Genomic DNA, 16,079 nt, shown 5'->3' with positions numbered 1-16,079 from the left:
TGCAAGTTTGAGTGAGTAAGGAAAGCTTTTTAGTTCATTTATGAGTTTTTTTAATGCTTTGATACTGAGGAAAACTTAAGTGAATTCTAAGAAAAGCATAATAAATTTGTTTTAAATTTGTTAGTATACATTAGAAAAACATAAGTATCGAAAAAACTTTACGCTAGTATATAGTAAAATTTGAGTAAAAGATGATGAACAATCTTATTGCACATACCAAAAATTATTGCTTGCAATTGTTAAAGGAAAACATTGCAGATAGTTTGTGTTTTCATAATGTAGAACATACCCTACAAGTGTATGAAAATGTAAAAGTAATAGGAGCACATGAACAAGTGGCTCCTAAACAAATGGAGTTTTTAATGTTGGCAGCGTTGTTTCATGACGTTGGACATATAAAAACTTATAAAGGGCACGAAATTTTTAGTGCCAATATGGCTAGAACCTATTTGGAAGGAATTGCTTATCCGGAAAAATATATTCAAGAGGTTGAACGAATTATCAAAGCTACTCAAATGCCACAACAGCCTACCGATCTTTTAGAGCAAATTATTTGTGATGCGGATTTATTTCATTTAGGCACGGAAGATTTTCTAACACGTAATTCTGCGCTAAGAAAAGAGTGGGAAGTGATTTTTAATAAATACTTTACCGATCCGCAATGGCAGGCATTGAATGAAGATTTTTTAAATTGTCATAAATACCATACCAGTTACTGTAAAGTGAATTTAGCTCCCGGAAAACAAAAAAATAGAGAAGCACTCAAAAATTGTTGTAGCTTGTAAAAGAAGCTTTTGAAACACGTTTCATCTTCTGTGTTCCAAAAGCGACTCTTTTAAAGTGATTCATCTATAAAAATCTCCTCGATCGTTCGTTCAAAAAGTTTAGCAATTTTAAAAGCTAAAGGTAAACTAGGATCAAATTTTCCCTTTTCTATGGCATTGATGGTTTGCCTTGAAACTTCTACATGATTTGCCAAATCGGCCTGAGTCATGTTTTGCTCGGCACGTAAAACTTTGATTCTATTTTTCATTGATACTTTTTTGCGCCTATGGCAATTCCTACAGCATACGTAATTCCTATTAAAAACACTAGGTGACTGATTTCTGCATCAAAAGGAATAATGTTGTTAATGTCTAGCAAAGAATAACTAAGACCAACAACCACGGCAATACCTAATGTAGCTGCCATAGCATCCAGTTGAATTTTTTTCTGTAATTCATCTAAATTTTTAATGTAATTGCGGTTTGCCCAGATCATTCCTAACCCTATTATAAGATTTACTAGTGTAGCAGCCAAGGTTAACATATGGCTTTCTAAATTTAATTCGGAAGAAAAACTAACAAAGGCAAGGCTAATTAACCAAGCAGCGGTCCAGATGGCCAATATAATGGTTCTCTTTTTAGCCTTTTGGGTGTGTGCATTCATACTTTTTTTAATTTTAAGATTGATGTAAAGTTTATTTGACAAATATAGTTCAAATAATTAAAATGTCAAGTTTTATTTACTTTATGTATTGTTTTGTTTACTTTTAAAATTTCATTTATCTATATATCAGTTTATTAACCAGTTTTTTTGTTTGTTTTTTAAATGTTGTTACACAAAGTATAACGTTGGAGTTGTGTTGGTTTTAAAAAATGTTATATTTACACTTATTAAGTTTTCAAGAAGAACAAACATGAAACATTTAAAACATTTTTGGCTTGTAGTGTTATTAATCACAGGTCTACATTCTTATGCACAATCTACTACTTTTGATAATCCTATAGCGGAGCAACGTGCCGATCCTTGGGTGTACAAAGCAAAAGACGGTAATTATTTTTTTATAGCAACTGTACCAGATTATGATCGCATAATATTGAGAAAGGCTAAAACTATTAATGGTCTTAAATCCGCTGAAGAAAAAACGATTTGGGAAAAGCATACAACTGGTGTGATGGGACATCATATTTGGGCTCCAGAGCTACACAGAATTGACGGAAAGTGGTACATTTATTTTGCTGCAGGAGAAGCAGAGGATATTTGGAAAATACGCATGTGGGTACTTTCAAATGATTCAGAAGATCCTATGAAAGGAGCATGGAAAGAAGAAGGGCAAATAAAAACAGATTATGATTCTTTTTCGTTAGACGCCACCACCTTTGAGCACGAAGGAAAACGCTATTTGATTTGGGCTCAGAACTTAGAAGGTATGTCGGGTACTGCGTTAAAAATGGCCGAAATGAAGAATCCTACAACACTTAAAGGACCAGAGATTGTTATAACAAGACCAGAGCTTGATTGGGAACGCGTAAAATATCATGTAAATGAAGGACCTGCGGTTTTAAAGAAAAATGGAAAAATATTTGTAAGCTATTCTGCCAGTGCAACCAATGATAATTATTGTATAGGTCTTTTATGGATAGATGCAAAAGCTGCACTTTTAGATGAAAAGAACTGGAATAAATCTCCAGGGCCGGTTTTCTTTAGTAATGAAGATTATAAACGTTTTGGTCCAGGACATAATTCATTTACAACTTCTGAAGATGGAAAAGAAACCATTATGATTTACCACGCCAGAGATTACAAAGAAATAGAAGGAGCAGAATTATTAGATCCTAACAGAGCTACAAGAGCAAGAGCCATAAAGTGGACTCCAAATGGTTTTCCTGATTTGTTGCAAAAACAGAACGACTAGTCAATGGAGTTAAAAATCTATAAAAAGCGATGAAAATAATGTTACTTCATCGCTTTTTTTGTAAACAAAAAGTTTTTTAAGTAGGTTTACTATCCCAAGTTTTCCCTTACATAATGACCTATTTAGAACAAGAACTGCGTTCCTATTCTTTTATATCTAAGTTTCAGGAAGTTGCCCCCAATAACTACGATGGCCAGTGGATATGGAACCTTACAAAGCCCACTGATAGTTGGATGACCCTAGAGTTTTATAAAAAATTGGGGTATTCAGACCAAGAAATAAAGCTGAGATCTACGCTTTTTTGGCAACAGATGTTTGCAAAGAGCGATGTGTCTCAAATGTTAGAGTTTTTGCAAAATCTTTCAAACCAATCTCTCTATGAAAATATTATTCAATTAACCGGAAAACAGGGAGACGTTTTTTGGATTAAATGTACAGGTATTGTCATTAGAGATAAGGAAAAAAATCCTATTCGTTTCATTGCATTTCTACAAAAACAAGCGAAAGTTCATTTCTTTGATGATTATTTAAGTCTTCAAAAACAAGCTAATAAACTCGCCAAAATAGGAATTTGGGAAGTAAATCTAATTACAAAAGATATATATTGGAGTCAAGTAACCAAAGAAATATATGAAGTCCCTAAAAATTATGAACGAGATTTTGATAAAGTATTTCACTTTTATAAAAATGAGAAAGATCGTATCTTATTACAAGAAAAGTTAGCTTTATTAAAGGAAGGAAAGGATTTTGACATTCGATTAAAATTAACAACCCATAAAGGGCACGAAAAATGGATAAGAACCATTGCAATTCCTGTCATAGAAAACGGCAAATGCATTAGAGCATATGGGTTGGTACAAGATATAGATTCGCTTACTAGTAACTACTATCGCCTAAAAGAACAAGAAACGCTGTTTAGAAATATGTTTGAATATGCGGCATCGGCCATTGTTCAGCTTTCGTTAACAGGAGATATTCTTCGAGCTAACTTTAGTTTTATAGATCTTTTTGGTTATAGTGAAGAAGAAACAAAAGGTTTTAATATTGGTGAATTGACGCATCCTGATGATATAAAGAAGACACTTAGTGTAGTTAACGGGATGAAAGACGGAGCGTATTACCATAAAACCATTGAAAAAAGATACCTGCATAAATCTGGTAGTATAATTTGGGCCATTGTTTCCATATCCTTGGTCATAGATTCTAACGGAGATCCCATATATTTCTTATCGCAAATAGTAGATGTTACTTCTAAAAAAGAGACAGAGTTAAAGTTGTCTTCTATCATGCGTGTGGCGAAAGATCAAAACCAACGTATGCTTAATTTTGCTCAAATTGTTTCCCATCAATTAAGATCGCATACAAGTGATATGGAAATGTTAATTAAGTTGATCAATTTAGAACAAACCCAGGGTGCAAAAGACCCATACTATCCTATGTTATCGCAAGCGGTATCCAATTTAAGTAAAACAATTAAAGATCTTAATGAAGTAACGCTTATTTATAATGAACAGGATAAAAATTCAGAAAGTTTGTTAGTGTATGAATATTTGGAGCAAGCTGTACAGCGTTTTAAGTTGGAAGAAAGGCTAGAAGACGATCAATTTGAATTGTTTGATTACTGTGATATGCGTATCAATTTTAAAAAAGATTATCTAGAAAATGTTTTGTTTCAGATTATAGATAACGCCATCAAATATAAATCACCCGTAAGAAAATTAGAGCTAACCATCTCTAAAGAAGTACACGATCTTTACTATGTTTTACATATTGCAGACAATGGCTTGGGAATAGATATGGTTAAAAATGCTAACAAGATTTTTAAAATGTATCAAACGTTTCATCCTCATGAAGAGGCGAGAGGAATTGGCCTGTTTCTAATTAAAAGTCAACTAGCAGCGTATCAACACAAAATAACGGTAAGTAGTAGTCCAAATCAAGGAACATGTTTTAGTATATATTTCAGAAAGTAATTATGTTAAAATCAATTTGTATTGTAGATGACAGCAGTATATTTTTATTTACTGCAGAGAAGATGATTTCATTTTTAAATTTAGCAGAAGAGGTTATTACTTTTAAAAATGGTGAAGAAGCTCTAACTTATTTTAAAAATTTGAAAAATAATGAGCAGCAGTTTCCAGATCTCACACTTCTAGATATCAATATGCCCAAAATGAATGGTTGGGAATTTTTAGAAGCATTAAAGGAATTAAGTATCAAAGCTTTGAATATATATATTGTATCTTCTTCAGTTGATCCAACTGATATAGAGAAATCAAATATGTATGATGTTCTAAATGGCTATCTCTACAAACCATTATCTCCAGAAATTTTAAGAGAGGTTATTGAAAATTGTAACTAAGAATAGTGTAAGTTATTTTATGAATTAACAATATTTTTAAAAAATTGATAACTATTTGATTAAAATTTCACACTAACGCCTAGTGCTATAAAATTTTTCTGTGTTTACCTTCGGTCATTATAATACTAAGTTTGTCTAAATTTACCCCCACAAACGTAGGTATTTTTAGTATTCTTTAGTAAAGAAAACTAATGACGGATTGATAATATGAAATTTTTAAAGACATTATTGAATCAGTTTGGTAATGGAATAAATAACGAAGAATCTCTTACATTTGAAGAACAATTAGAGGTTTTTCATGAAATTGGATTTAGATTAAATTATAGCGTAACTAAGGTTGATTTAGATATTTGGGATGGTGGTTTAAAAGAGTATGAAGAACATCCTTACGAGCTGTTATACATAACTTTTGGACAATATGCAGATGAAAAATTTGAGCAACCATTTTCCAATAATTGTTGGGATTTTGACTTAGAAGAGCTAAAGGACGTAGCTTCACATTCTTTTGTATTAAGAGCAATGAGTAGAATAAGTAATAAAGAGATTCAATTGTCTAATATTAAATGTGTTGAGTCAGACGAGCATGAAACGGCTATAATTTTTGAATGCAACGGAGATTCTTATCAATGGAGTCTTGATAAAAAAAGATACCTTACAGACCGTATCATCTTTCACAAGGTAAAAGAACTTGCTAAAAAGTATAAAACCAAAGGAAAATATACTAGTTATGCAACTGGAGGTCATGATTTTGTTATGGGATTTATGACACCGGATGAGTTCAAAACTTTCAAGCAAAAAACAGGTTTAGATATCGAATGGTTATAAAATTACTTCAGACTTAAAATCTGTCTACGTTTTTTTTGATTTGGTAGATGCTTCTGAGTACCTTTCCGTTTTTAGATAGCGAATAGAATTCCCCAACATTTTAATATTTCTTCATGCATATACATTATTTTCAGCACGAAGCTTTTGAAGGTTTAGGCTGTATTCAAAATTGGATAGATGCCAACCAATACACCGTAAGTTCTACCCACTTCTACAAGCAAGAATCACTACCAGATATAGATAGTTTTGATCTGCTGATCATAATGGGAGGTGCTATGAATATTTATGATCATGAAAAACATCCTTGGTTAGTGGCAGAAAAGCTATTCATAAAACAAGCTATAGAAAAAGGAAAACGCGTACTGGGAATTTGTTTAGGCGCTCAGCTCATTGCTGATGTTTTGGGAGCGAAAGTTAAACGAAACCGGTATAAAGAAATAGGTTGGTATCCCATTCAATTTTCAGAAAGAGCGCATAAAGAAACTTTCTTAGCGCGTCTACCAAAGAAAATGTATGTGTTTCATTGGCATGGAGATACCTTCGAAATTCCTCAAGATGCTGTAACATTAGCCAGTTCTCAAGGGTGTGAAAATCAAGGTTTTTTATATCAAAATAAAGTGATGGGATTACAATTTCATCTTGAAGTTACTACCCAAAGCTTTAAGGAAATGACAGCTGAAATGGACGATGAATTGAAAGAGCAAAGTCCGTTTATTCAAAATTTTAATAGTATGAAAGCCGGTGCCGTGAACATACCCACATGTAATGCTTTTATGTTTTCCGTGCTTACACAGCTTTCAGCCTAATTGGGTTATTGACAGTTTTTTTCGAATCGAATTTTTTCTTTTAATGCTTTCGTCAAGTATTCGTTATAGTCTTCTTCAGTCACCGTAAATACAATATTTCCAATAGGATCATATTCCGTCTTATAGCCAATGCTTTTCGCCAATTGAAATATTTTTTCCTTAAATGGGATGTTGTAATTAACGGGAATTCGATAAACATTTTTTGCGAGCAGCGTTCCTTTCGAAATAGTAAAACCAATTAAAAATGATTTTTTTTCAAGCAAGGTTGTAAACTTGGAAAGGTCTGCATAGCCTTTTTCCAATTGCTCCTTTTTAAACTGACCATTTAATTTTGAAAAAGACTGAAAGATAAAGTATTGATTAAAATAGTTAGCGTAAGACTCTGACATAAGAAATTGGTCTGAAGCATATTTTTGAACAATTTGTAAAGAATCCGTAGAAAGTCCATCAATACTTTCCAAAGCTTCCATAAAATAGGGCTTTAGATATTGCTGGCTACACGAAAAACCAGTAAGAAATCCATGATAGGGAGAAGCTTTACTCACTTTAAGTCTTGGAGAATCTAGGGTTCCTACAACAAATGCAGTAGGATCCAACTCCACAAAATTCTCTATGGTTTGTGATTGAATTTGCTGAAATCCAAAACCAATTAAAACAAAAAGGGTACAAATAAAATGCTTCACAGGGTTCTATTTTAGTGCGAAAATACTAAAAATATCTGGTTATGATAAAATATCATTTTTTGACTGCTTTTGTTTTCTATCTGTAAGATATTCTATCAAATAGAGGGTGCCAACGCCTAAAGTGTAAGCCAACATATCTGCCCATTCAAAGGATGAACCTAATGTAAGTCTGGTAAATGTGGTATGTTGCATTCCCAAAAGCTCAATGAGATTGATATATTGTAGAATTTCTATCAAATAAGCGAAAAGCAAAACCGCAAAACTTACCCAGCCATATTTTTTCGATACTAAAAAAGATTGAACAAAGCAGTAAACTAGAAAAACTACCAAATAATCACCAAAAATGGGTCTTATAAAACGGTCGTGAAAGAAACTTGCAATAAGCACTTCAATGACAAAAAATAGGAGTGTTCCAATAATATAGGTTTTTCTTTTGAACATGTCTCAACGTGTAAAATTAGATGATGTGAAAATAGCAAAGAGTTCGGTATTTCCTTAAAATTTTCTTAACATTTATTCATGTCATGTGCGGGCTTAGTACCTTGTCTTTTCACAATAACTAAAAACAACAACCATGTTTCAAAAGTATCTTTCAGTTGCGCTGATTTGCATAGGATTTTCACTTTCTTCTGCTCAGGAGTTATACATTCCGCGCGATGTAAAACAGGCTTATCAAAATAATACACGAAGTAAAACTGGAGCTCCGGGTAGTGCTTATTGGCAAAACAAAGGAGTGTACGATATGCAACTGACCTTGGATCCACCAAACAGAACCGTTCATGGTACGGAAACTATTACCTACACCAATAATAGCAAAGACACCCTAAGTTTTTTAAACTTCAAATTATATTTGAACAATCACAAACCTGGTGCTGCACGTCAGGGAATTGCTTCAGAAGACTATTTAACCTCTGGAATGCATATTGACAGCTACACCGAAAATGGAACCGAGCAAGAATGGAAAGCTAATTCTTCTACCAACAAACAAATGCATCTTTTAAAACCTTTAATGCCAAATGCTTCGGTAGAATTGAAGATCAATTGGCATTTTGATATGTCGGTTCAAAGTGGGCGAGAAGGTGCCATTGACAGTACTACATTTTTCTTAGCGTATTTCTATCCTCGAGTAGCTGTGTACGATGATTACCGCGGATGGGATACGATGACGTTTACAGGTGCACAGGAATTTTATAATGACTTTAATGATTATTCATTTTCGGTAACTGTTCCAAAAGATTATATCGTTTGGGCAACAGGAGATTTGCAAAATACGGAGGAAGTTTTAATGCCGAAATATGCTGAAAAGTTAAAGAAATCCATGACGAGTGATGAAGTAATGGAAATTGCACATCAAGAAGAATTGACCGCTAAAAAGGTTACTGCACAGAATGAAACCAATACGTGGAAATGGAAAACGGAAAACATTACCGATGTAGCCATTGCTGTGAGCGATCATTACAATTGGGATGCTGGTAGTGTGGTAGTAGATAATAAAACAGGAAGAAGAGCTAGTGTTCAAGCAGCATACGACGAAAAATCCAAAGATTTTCAAGAAATGGTAACCTACGGAAAAGATGCGCTTGCCTGGTTTTCCAATAATTATCCGGGAGTGCCGTATCCGTTTTCAAAATCTACCATTGTTCGTGGTTTTGCCGATATGGAATATCCTATGATGGTGAACGATAGTTCGTTCCCAACTGCAGAATTTACGCGATTTGTAGTGGAGCACGAAATAGCACATACGTATTTTCCTTTCTACATGGGTATCAATGAAACGCGTTGGGGTTTTATGGATGAAGGTTGGGCAACTGCCTTAGAATATTTGATTGGAATTCACGATTTAGGAAAAGAAAAAGCGACTGAAAACTTCAAACGCTTTAGAGTTCAACGATGGGCAAGCGATGCCAATATGGAAGAAGATATGCCAATCATTACGCCATCCAATATTTTAAGCGGAACGGCCATGGGCGTGAATGAATACGGGAAAGCGGCAATTGGCTATTTGGCTATGAAAGATTATTTGGGCGATGAAGTATTCAGTAAAACACTTAAAGGATATATGGAGCGTTGGAACGGGAAACACCCCATGCCGTGGGATTTTTTCTATTCCTTCAACGACCTTACCGGAAAGAATATGAATTGGTTTTGGGACAGTTGGTATTTCAGTAATCATTATATTGATATTGCCGTAACCAAAGTGGAAGCAAAAAAGAAAAAAGTAACCGTTACTTTGGAGAATGTAGGAGGAATGCCTGCTCCTGTAACTTTGGTGGTAAAACATACAGATGGAACTACAACAGAATTTCACCAAACACCGGCCATTTGGGAATCGAATCTAAAGAAAGCTACCATTGAATTAGATGTAAAAGATGTTGCTGAAATTACCTTGGAGCATGAAATATTTATGGATGCTGATACAACAAATGACACATTTAAATTATAATCCAGATGGAGTCAATTGTTTATAAATTAAATGTAATTCCCGATGTGAAAGCCATTATTGAAGTCTATAATTCATCCGGAATTAACAGACCAACACATGATGTTGAGCGTATCAAAAAAATGTATGCGAATAGTAACCTGGTGATTACAGCTTGGGAAGAGGATAAGTTAGTAGGTATTTCAAGGTCAATGACCGACTTTTGTTATAGCTGTTATTTATCAGATTTGGCGGTACACGGCGATTACCAACATTTAGGAATCGGACGAAAACTTATTTCATTTACTCAAAAGGAAATAGGAGAGGAAACCACTTTGCTATTACTCTCAGCACCGTCAGCTATGGAATATTATCCCAAAGTTGGTTTTACGAAAGCAGAAAATGCGTTCTTGATTAAAAGACAAAAATAAGAGCAACAACGCTTATTAACTATAGTTTACACTATGGGTTAAAGTAATACTAAACCGCCTAAATAGGCGGTTTTTTTATGGTTTGACTTTGTAACTTTAATATCAATCAAAATGAAAAGATTATGAAAAAGATAGTTTTAGGAAACACAGGATTGGAAACTGCACCCATCGTTTTTGGTGGAAATGTTTTTGGATGGACACTTAATAAAAAGGAATCCTTCAAAATTCTAGATGAATTTGTAGACTTAGGATTTAATATGATTGATACTGCTGACGTTTATTCCAGATGGAATGATGGAAACGTAGGAGGGGAGTCAGAGAACATTATTGGAGATTGGTTGAAGCAATCTGGTAAAAGAGATAAAGTCATTTTAGCCACAAAAGCAGGTATGGATATGGGCGATGGGAAAAACATTTCTCATGATTACATACTGAAAGCTGCAGAAAATTCATTGAAACGTTTACAGACAGAGTACGTTGATGTGTATTTTACACATACAGATGTAGAAGGCAGCCCAATCGAAGAAACATTGGCAGCTCACAATACGTTGGTTAAGGAAGGAAAAGTGAAAAATATTGGAGCTTCAAACATGTCTCCAGAACGTTTAAAACAAAGTATAGAATTGAGTAAACAAAATGGTTGGCCGGCATACGAAATATTTCAACCGGAATACAACCTCTACGATCATGAAGCGTACGATGAAAAATACGCCGATTTGGTAAACGAATATAACTTAGCTGTGGTGAGTTATTATTCACTAGCCAGTGGTTTTTTGAGTGGAAAATATAGAAATGAATCCGATTTAAATAAGAGTGTCCGCGGTAGTGGCATCAAAAAATATTTAAATGAAAAAGGTCAACATATATTAACTGCGCTAGATGAAGTTGCGGAAGCTCACAATACTACCCAAGCAGCGGTTTCGTTGGCATGGCTCATAGCACAACCGAATGTTACGCCAATTGCCAGTGCTACAAAAAGTAGTCATTTAAAAGCTTTTAGAGAAGCGGCAGAGTTAGAATTAACTTCAGAAGAAGTTGTAAAATTAACAAATGCAAGCCAAGAGGTAGAAATGCATTAAATTGTGTTGAGTTGATACAAAAAATCCGAAGTAATCTATTTACTTCGGATTTTTTATAATTTATAAGGAACTTGAAAAATTCGATGCTCTATACGTTTTAAGTTGAAAGGTTCGCCTTTTTGAGCCCGCTAATCTTCTCTTAAATTGAAAATATACAAGTGCTCCAATGACGGGAAAAATTATAACAGAGATTATGCAGAATATCTTCATAAAAAGTTGCTTAAACTCCGTCTTCAAAATATTCCGCACCGCCAGAACCGTGATCGTTATAGCTAATAAGATGTAGACTAGCATCAAGATTGTAATAATTACCATGTATTAAATTTAGTCATTTTAAAATTAACTAGACCAATCCCATCAGTTTTTCTAAATGGTGTTCTTTGATTCCGTAAAACTTTTTAATGGAAGTAATCTTCTCTAAAATTTCGGGATTAGGCGTTGTGATGTCTTGTGTTTTTTGTGCGGTGATCATCACGTTCTTTGCAGTGTGTTCACTAGAAATAAATTCAAACACTTTGGTTTTATAGCCATACGCTTCCAAGATCAATGCTCGGATGGCATCGGTGATCAATTCTGCCTGGCGTTCTTCCAAAATACCATGTTTTAAGAACGATGAAAATTCGTGGTCTACATGAAATGCTTTTCTAATTTGTTTATGGCAGCATGGCGCTACTACAATCAGGTTGGCATTGGCGTTGATGCCTTTATACAAGGCTTCATCCGTAGCGGTGTCACAAGCGTGTAAGGCAATTAAAATGTTTACCGCATTAATGTCGGCTGTTTCAATCATCCCTTGCACAAACTGCAATTGTTCAAAATTACTTTTTTTGGCAATGGCGTTGCAGGTAGCAACCAAACCTTCTCTAAACTCTACGCCAACAACTTCCGGAGTATATTCTTCGTGCTGATTCAAATAATCATACATCGCAAAGGTTAAATAGCCTTTGCCCGATCCCATATCGGCAACTGTAAGGTTTTTAGGAAGTTGGGTGTCTTCCAACAGACTGTCAAAAATCTCGATGAATTTATTAATCTGTCGGTATTTATCATGCATATTCGCTTTTACTTGTCCGTTCGCAGCTAAAACGCCCAGTTCCGTTAAATACACGTTTCCTTTGGTATCTATATAACGCTTTTTCTTTTTATTGTGAGACAATGTAGGAGCGCTGGTAAACGTAGGTTTTTGCGATTTTAAAATGATACGCTTTTTCGCAAAACGGATTTCAAGATCGCGCGTAGGCGTAAATAAAACAGCATTGGCAAAGGTGTCAAACAACGCTAGGATGGTGGAGATTCCTTCTTCAATATCAAAGTTTTTGGTGATGTCTTGTGTTTTATAACGATACACAAACGAAAGTTTCTCACCGTTTTTCAACTGCACCAATTTGATGATCACTTTTTGCAAAGGTTCGCTTTTTTGCTTTTTACCACTGATGGTTAATCGGTGAAGGGTTTTGGTTTGAATACTTTCGGTTACCGCCGTTATAAATTCCTGTACTTCCTGTTGCATGATGCCGTTCTCTATTTCGGGCAAAATTACGCATTTCTATTGAGTAGCGAAGGTTTCCGGTTTTCTTATTTGAAATTGATATGGTTGAAAGTTGAAAGTAAAAAGTTATCAGTATTGTGATTATCTAACACAACTGAACACTGTTTACTAAGATATAAAGCTAACAGCTGTCAGCTTATGGCTATTAGCTTTAAATTTTAAATCGTATGTCTTACGTCTTATGGTCTTAAGTCTTTTTATAAATTTCCGCCAACTGCAACTGAACACTGTTTAGTAAGGTATAAAGCTAACAGCTGTCAGCTTATGGCTATTAGCCTTAAATTTTAAATCGTATGTCTTACGTCTTATCATCTTAAGTCTTTCTATATTTTTCTGCCAACTGCTACTGAACACTGTTAACAATCTTCAATTCTTACGATACAATTCGAATCTCTTTGAATATCTTCTAGCCAATAGTTTTGGTTTTCGACTGTGCTTAACCTAACAACCAACAACTATGTACAAGCAACCAAAGCTACTCCGTAATTCGTTTTGCTACATCAATCACAGGCCAATCTTTGGCATCCCACTTAATTTCAGTAATAATAAGTTTGGATTCTCCGTTTTTCGGAATTGAATATCCATGAGCAAACAAATAGTCTTTTCCGTCTATGGTGTAAACCGAATTATGCCCAAGAGCGGCAAAGTCTTTTCCGTCGCCTACAGCAATTACAGTGCTGTTGCCTGGGAAAAGCACAGGAAAAGAAGTTTAGTGTCACTTATTATCGGGAAGAATACTTTCGTAATATCAAACGAGTACAAAGTAAACAAGGACGCTACATGAAAGCCAAACGCTCTAGTACCGTAGAACCTGTTTTTGGCATTCTTACCCAGTTTATGGGACTGGCAAAAGTCAATACCCTAGGCATACAATACAGTAAGCCAACAAATGTATGCTCATGGCAGCCATTGCCTATAATCTCAAAAAATACCTAAAATACACCACCAAAAAGGCCCATAGTAATCAGGGAAACACACGCCTGCTTACAATGGCCATAAAAGCCTTCCTAAAAGCCCATAATCTGCTTGTAAGCCTTCCGAAAAACCAGAAAATCAACTACCGCTAAAAAACAAAAAAGTCGCTCAAAAGCGACTTGTGTAACCCAACCTCCAACTTTTACCAAGGAGTTGTGCAACAATTACCATCTTTGTTGTACGCAGTTATTTCTTTTCACTATTACCATTTATTATTTGGTCAATCCAGTCCGAATTATTATTAAGTAATAAGTCAGGTGTTATTCCAATGTATTCGTATTTTCCAAGTCTTTTGCTTGTGTGTTTTGTGGATAAAACTACTTTAAATTCTGAACACTCTGTTTTTGTAGAAAATGAATTATTGCCATATCCATATTCAAGCATTCCCCGTGAATTTTCTCCAACAATAATTGTCCGCTTATCTTCTTTTAATTTCAAGGTTGTTAATTCTGCTGCACTTGCAGTTTTAAAGTTAATTAACACATAAATCTGATCAATTTCATCATTTTTTCTCAATGCCTTTAATAATAGTTTAGCTTGATTAATAGAGCCACCACCGTTATTTCTTAAATCAATGATAAGATTTTCTTTGTTCAATTTATCCAAATGATTTTCATAGAAAATATCCGCTTCTTTCATAAGTCTATTGGTTCTGCTCAATGTTTTGATACCTATATAATTAAAAGAAGGATTTAAGGATTTAAAAGTGAAATTTTCTTCAAAATTTTTATTGAAATAATAATTGTTTTGTTTATTCCAAAAAGTGGAATTTATTCTCCCATTCGCAATTTTTATGTTTTTTTGATAATATAGTAATCCATTTTTATAGAACTCAAAAAGCTCAAATTTGTCATTCTTGGTTTTGTTAATCCTTAACCTAATTTTCCCTTTAGTCCATTCATCAGAATTGGACTTCAAAGTAATCCCATACCAAATACTATCATTTTCTTTTTTAACTAAAATTTCATCACTTCCAGCATAATATATTCCAGAAATTTTATCTGTTATATTTAGTGTGGTATCGATTTTTTTTGTGTAGTTAGGTACATTTTCGGATATATTATTTGGAATTGAATAAACTTCGTTATGTCTATCTTTAATAAACGAAATATACTTTTGTAAATAACCTGTGCAGAAATAGTTGCTTAAACTGTCATTAACTATTTCTTGTTTTATTTCTTCTTTCCATTTTTTAAAAGCTATTTCTCTGCCGCCTTTTTTTATTTGCACTTTGTAGCTTTTAGCATTTTCGATTAATTTCGAAGTATTATCAAGTTCGTTGAGACAATTACATTTTTTTTCTTGACTGAAAAGTGAATTCACTCCAAAAATTAATAGTAATGTCAAATATTTTTTAATCATAATAATGTTTACAGGATTTTCTTTTAATTGTGGGCAACGGTCTCGTATAACCGTCAGTTACGGTTTTAAAGTTAATAATTTTCGGTTAAGAACTGACGTTAGCAATTCCGAGTGGATTCGGACGTAGTCGAATCCGCCGTAATTGCGGTTATACATTGTGCCTGTTGCACAAGTTAGCAAAAAATCTCCACCCTTTTTAAGGTGCAACCGTTGTTTTTTTCGTATCTTACTGTATGCAAGGCAAAAAGATCGTACAAGAAGCATTGTTTACCCAGTTTCTACTCAGTGACCATGTACCTCAAAACAATTTGTATCGAAAATTACAGCAGGTATTACAGCTTCAATATTTATACAAACTCACCAAACCCTATTACGGCGTTAGTGGTCAAAAAAGCATTGACCCAATCGTGTTCTTTAAACTCTGTTTGGTGGGCTATTTAGAAAATATTACCTCAGATCGTAAACTCATTGAAGTATGCAGTATGCGACTCGATATTTTATTCTTTCTGGGCTATAACCTGGGCGAACCCCTACCGTGGCACTCTACCATGAGTCGTACACGCCAACTCTTCCCAGAAAGTCTCTTTGAAGAGGTTTTTACCCAAGTAGTAGGAATGTGTGTAGACAAGCAACTCGTTAGCGGACATACCCAAGCCATTGACAGTGCTCCTGTAAAAGCCAATGCCTCTATGGACAGTCTGGAACTCAAAGTACCCCAACAAGAGCTGGAGGCTTATTTAGGTGAGCTACGCCACATCAGCAAACGCGATAAAGAAACCTACCGAAAAGCCAAAAACAACAAGGCTACCAAAGCACAGCAAACCCTAAGTGCCAATACCAAAGCGCTCAACGAAATCAAAAGTCGTAACAAGCGATGGCAGAGCCAGCAAACTGAGCGTCCCGGAGCAGGC

At 34.5% G+C, this 16,079-nt stretch carries 20 protein-coding genes; 12 read left to right on the top strand and 8 right to left on the bottom strand.

The window, feature by feature from the left end; translation table 11 throughout:
* The first annotated feature begins 194 nt into the window (after positions 1–194).
* Positions 195–785: an HD domain-containing protein gene (locus BM383_RS07405; RefSeq protein WP_218157915.1), complete on the top strand. Its 591-nt coding sequence runs from the start codon at positions 195–197 to the stop codon at positions 783–785.
* 50 nt (positions 786–835) lie between these two features.
* On the opposite strand, the gene BM383_RS07400 is transcribed toward BM383_RS07405, so the two are convergent.
* Positions 836–1,033, bottom strand: coding sequence for a helix-turn-helix transcriptional regulator (locus tag BM383_RS07400; RefSeq protein WP_093024490.1), 198 nt, complete (start codon positions 1,031–1,033; stop codon positions 836–838).
* Positions 1,030–1,428, bottom strand: coding sequence for a hypothetical protein (locus BM383_RS07395; RefSeq protein ID WP_093024489.1), 399 nt, complete (start codon positions 1,426–1,428; stop codon positions 1,030–1,032). Before BM383_RS07395 ends, BM383_RS07400 begins: the two co-directional genes overlap by 4 nt.
* 250 nt (positions 1,429–1,678) lie before the next feature.
* Here BM383_RS07395 and BM383_RS07390 point away from each other — a divergent pair, with 250 nt between their 5' ends.
* The 5 genes from BM383_RS07390 (at position 1,679) to BM383_RS07370 (ending at position 6,670) form a co-directional block, all read left to right on the top strand.
* Entirely contained in the window at positions 1,679–2,677 is a 999-nt protein-coding gene (locus tag BM383_RS07390; RefSeq protein WP_093024488.1) for a glycoside hydrolase family 43 protein, read from the top strand.
* A gap of 113 nt (positions 2,678–2,790) precedes the next feature.
* Positions 2,791–4,650, top strand: a complete 1,860-nt coding sequence (locus BM383_RS07385) for a sensor histidine kinase (protein WP_093024487.1) — start codon at positions 2,791–2,793, stop codon at positions 4,648–4,650.
* A 2-nt stretch (positions 4,651–4,652) separates the two neighbouring features.
* A complete protein-coding gene (locus tag BM383_RS07380) occupies positions 4,653–5,039 on the top strand; it encodes a response regulator (protein ID WP_093024486.1) in 387 nt (128 codons plus the stop codon).
* A gap of 207 nt (positions 5,040–5,246) precedes the next feature.
* A complete protein-coding gene (locus BM383_RS07375) occupies positions 5,247–5,864 on the top strand; it encodes a hypothetical protein (RefSeq protein WP_093024485.1) in 618 nt (205 codons plus the stop codon).
* A gap of 113 nt (positions 5,865–5,977) precedes the next feature.
* Positions 5,978–6,670, top strand: coding sequence for a type 1 glutamine amidotransferase (locus tag BM383_RS07370; RefSeq protein WP_093024484.1), 693 nt, complete (start codon positions 5,978–5,980; stop codon positions 6,668–6,670).
* Positions 6,671–6,675: 5 nt separating this feature from the next.
* Here the strand turns inward: BM383_RS07370 and BM383_RS07365 are convergent, their stop codons facing one another.
* Positions 6,676–7,353 (bottom strand): hypothetical protein, encoded by a 678-nt coding sequence (locus BM383_RS07365; protein ID WP_093024483.1) that lies wholly within the window; start codon positions 7,351–7,353, stop codon positions 6,676–6,678.
* A 39-nt stretch (positions 7,354–7,392) separates the two neighbouring features.
* The gene (locus tag BM383_RS07360; protein ID WP_093024482.1) at positions 7,393–7,794 is read right to left on the bottom strand and encodes a ribosomal maturation YjgA family protein; all 402 of its coding nucleotides are present in this window, start codon (positions 7,792–7,794) and stop codon (positions 7,393–7,395) included.
* Between the two features lie 133 nt (positions 7,795–7,927).
* Here BM383_RS07360 and BM383_RS07355 point away from each other — a divergent pair, with 133 nt between their 5' ends.
* The 3 genes from BM383_RS07355 (at position 7,928) to BM383_RS07345 (ending at position 11,282) form a co-directional block, all read left to right on the top strand.
* Positions 7,928–9,796, top strand: a complete 1,869-nt coding sequence (locus tag BM383_RS07355) for a M1 family metallopeptidase (protein WP_093024481.1) — start codon at positions 7,928–7,930, stop codon at positions 9,794–9,796.
* A 5-nt stretch (positions 9,797–9,801) separates the two neighbouring features.
* Positions 9,802–10,203 (top strand): GNAT family N-acetyltransferase, encoded by a 402-nt coding sequence (locus BM383_RS07350; RefSeq protein WP_093024480.1) that lies wholly within the window; start codon positions 9,802–9,804, stop codon positions 10,201–10,203.
* A 122-nt stretch (positions 10,204–10,325) separates the two neighbouring features.
* A complete protein-coding gene (locus tag BM383_RS07345; RefSeq protein WP_093024479.1) occupies positions 10,326–11,282 on the top strand; it encodes an aldo/keto reductase in 957 nt (318 codons plus the stop codon).
* 60 nt (positions 11,283–11,342) lie between these two features.
* Here BM383_RS07345 and BM383_RS19110 read toward each other — a convergent pair whose 3' ends face one another.
* The 3 genes from BM383_RS19110 to BM383_RS07335 form a co-directional block, all read right to left on the bottom strand.
* Positions 11,343–11,576 carry a PLDc N-terminal domain-containing protein gene (locus BM383_RS19110; RefSeq protein WP_394331588.1) on the bottom strand — a complete coding sequence of 78 codons (234 nt, stop codon included), beginning with the start codon at positions 11,574–11,576 and terminating at the stop codon, positions 11,343–11,345.
* 49 nt (positions 11,577–11,625) lie between these two features.
* Positions 11,626–12,816, bottom strand: a complete 1,191-nt coding sequence (locus BM383_RS07340) for a class I SAM-dependent methyltransferase (protein WP_143106359.1) — start codon at positions 12,814–12,816, stop codon at positions 11,626–11,628.
* Between the two features lie 490 nt (positions 12,817–13,306).
* Positions 13,307–13,528 carry a hypothetical protein gene (locus BM383_RS07335; protein WP_093024477.1) on the bottom strand — a complete coding sequence of 74 codons (222 nt, stop codon included), beginning with the start codon at positions 13,526–13,528 and terminating at the stop codon, positions 13,307–13,309.
* Between BM383_RS07335 and BM383_RS19105 the strand changes: the two genes are divergently transcribed.
* Entirely contained in the window at positions 13,516–13,767 is a 252-nt protein-coding gene (locus BM383_RS19105; RefSeq protein ID WP_394331587.1) for a hypothetical protein, read from the top strand. The two genes, BM383_RS07335 and BM383_RS19105, sit on opposite strands and share 13 nt — an antisense overlap.
* Positions 13,731–13,898 (top strand): hypothetical protein, encoded by a 168-nt coding sequence (locus BM383_RS18995; RefSeq protein ID WP_245766547.1) that lies wholly within the window; start codon positions 13,731–13,733, stop codon positions 13,896–13,898. Before BM383_RS19105 ends, BM383_RS18995 begins: the two co-directional genes overlap by 37 nt.
* Positions 13,899–13,992: 94 nt before the next feature.
* On the opposite strand, the gene BM383_RS07330 is transcribed toward BM383_RS18995, so the two are convergent.
* Positions 13,993–15,168 carry a S41 family peptidase gene (locus BM383_RS07330; RefSeq protein WP_093024476.1) on the bottom strand — a complete coding sequence of 392 codons (1,176 nt, stop codon included), beginning with the start codon at positions 15,166–15,168 and terminating at the stop codon, positions 13,993–13,995.
* A gap of 233 nt (positions 15,169–15,401) precedes the next feature.
* Between BM383_RS07330 and BM383_RS07325 the strand changes: the two genes are divergently transcribed.
* The coding region (locus BM383_RS07325; RefSeq protein WP_143106358.1) for a transposase at positions 15,402–16,079 on the top strand (678 nt) is incomplete at its 3' end.

This window comes from Pustulibacterium marinum (genome assembly GCF_900116665.1).
Classification (GTDB): domain Bacteria; phylum Bacteroidota; class Bacteroidia; order Flavobacteriales; family Flavobacteriaceae; genus Pustulibacterium; species Pustulibacterium marinum.
Note: the sequence above shows the minus strand (reverse complement) of the source record. Positions and strands in the feature narration are given on the sequence as shown.

Coding starts and splice junctions, on each gene's coding strand:
- BM383_RS07405 (WP_218157915.1), top strand. CDS start 195: ATGAACAATCTTATTGCACATACCAAAAATTATTGCTTGCAATTGTTA.
- BM383_RS07400 (WP_093024490.1), bottom strand. CDS start 1,033: ATGAAAAATAGAATCAAAGTTTTACGTGCCGAGCAAAACATGACTCAG.
- BM383_RS07395 (WP_093024489.1), bottom strand. CDS start 1,428: ATGAATGCACACACCCAAAAGGCTAAAAAGAGAACCATTATATTGGCC.
- BM383_RS07390 (WP_093024488.1), top strand. CDS start 1,679: ATGAAACATTTAAAACATTTTTGGCTTGTAGTGTTATTAATCACAGGT.
- BM383_RS07385 (WP_093024487.1), top strand. CDS start 2,791: ATGACCTATTTAGAACAAGAACTGCGTTCCTATTCTTTTATATCTAAG.
- BM383_RS07380 (WP_093024486.1), top strand. CDS start 4,653: ATGTTAAAATCAATTTGTATTGTAGATGACAGCAGTATATTTTTATTT.
- BM383_RS07375 (WP_093024485.1), top strand. CDS start 5,247: ATGAAATTTTTAAAGACATTATTGAATCAGTTTGGTAATGGAATAAAT.
- BM383_RS07370 (WP_093024484.1), top strand. CDS start 5,978: ATGCATATACATTATTTTCAGCACGAAGCTTTTGAAGGTTTAGGCTGT.
- BM383_RS07360 (WP_093024482.1), bottom strand. CDS start 7,794: ATGTTCAAAAGAAAAACCTATATTATTGGAACACTCCTATTTTTTGTC.
- BM383_RS07355 (WP_093024481.1), top strand. CDS start 7,928: ATGTTTCAAAAGTATCTTTCAGTTGCGCTGATTTGCATAGGATTTTCA.
- BM383_RS07350 (WP_093024480.1), top strand. CDS start 9,802: ATGGAGTCAATTGTTTATAAATTAAATGTAATTCCCGATGTGAAAGCC.
- BM383_RS07345 (WP_093024479.1), top strand. CDS start 10,326: ATGAAAAAGATAGTTTTAGGAAACACAGGATTGGAAACTGCACCCATC.
- BM383_RS19110 (WP_394331588.1), bottom strand. CDS start 11,576: ATGCTAGTCTACATCTTATTAGCTATAACGATCACGGTTCTGGCGGTG.
- BM383_RS18995 (WP_245766547.1), top strand. CDS start 13,731: ATGGCAGCCATTGCCTATAATCTCAAAAAATACCTAAAATACACCACC.
- BM383_RS07330 (WP_093024476.1), bottom strand. CDS start 15,168: ATGATTAAAAAATATTTGACATTACTATTAATTTTTGGAGTGAATTCA.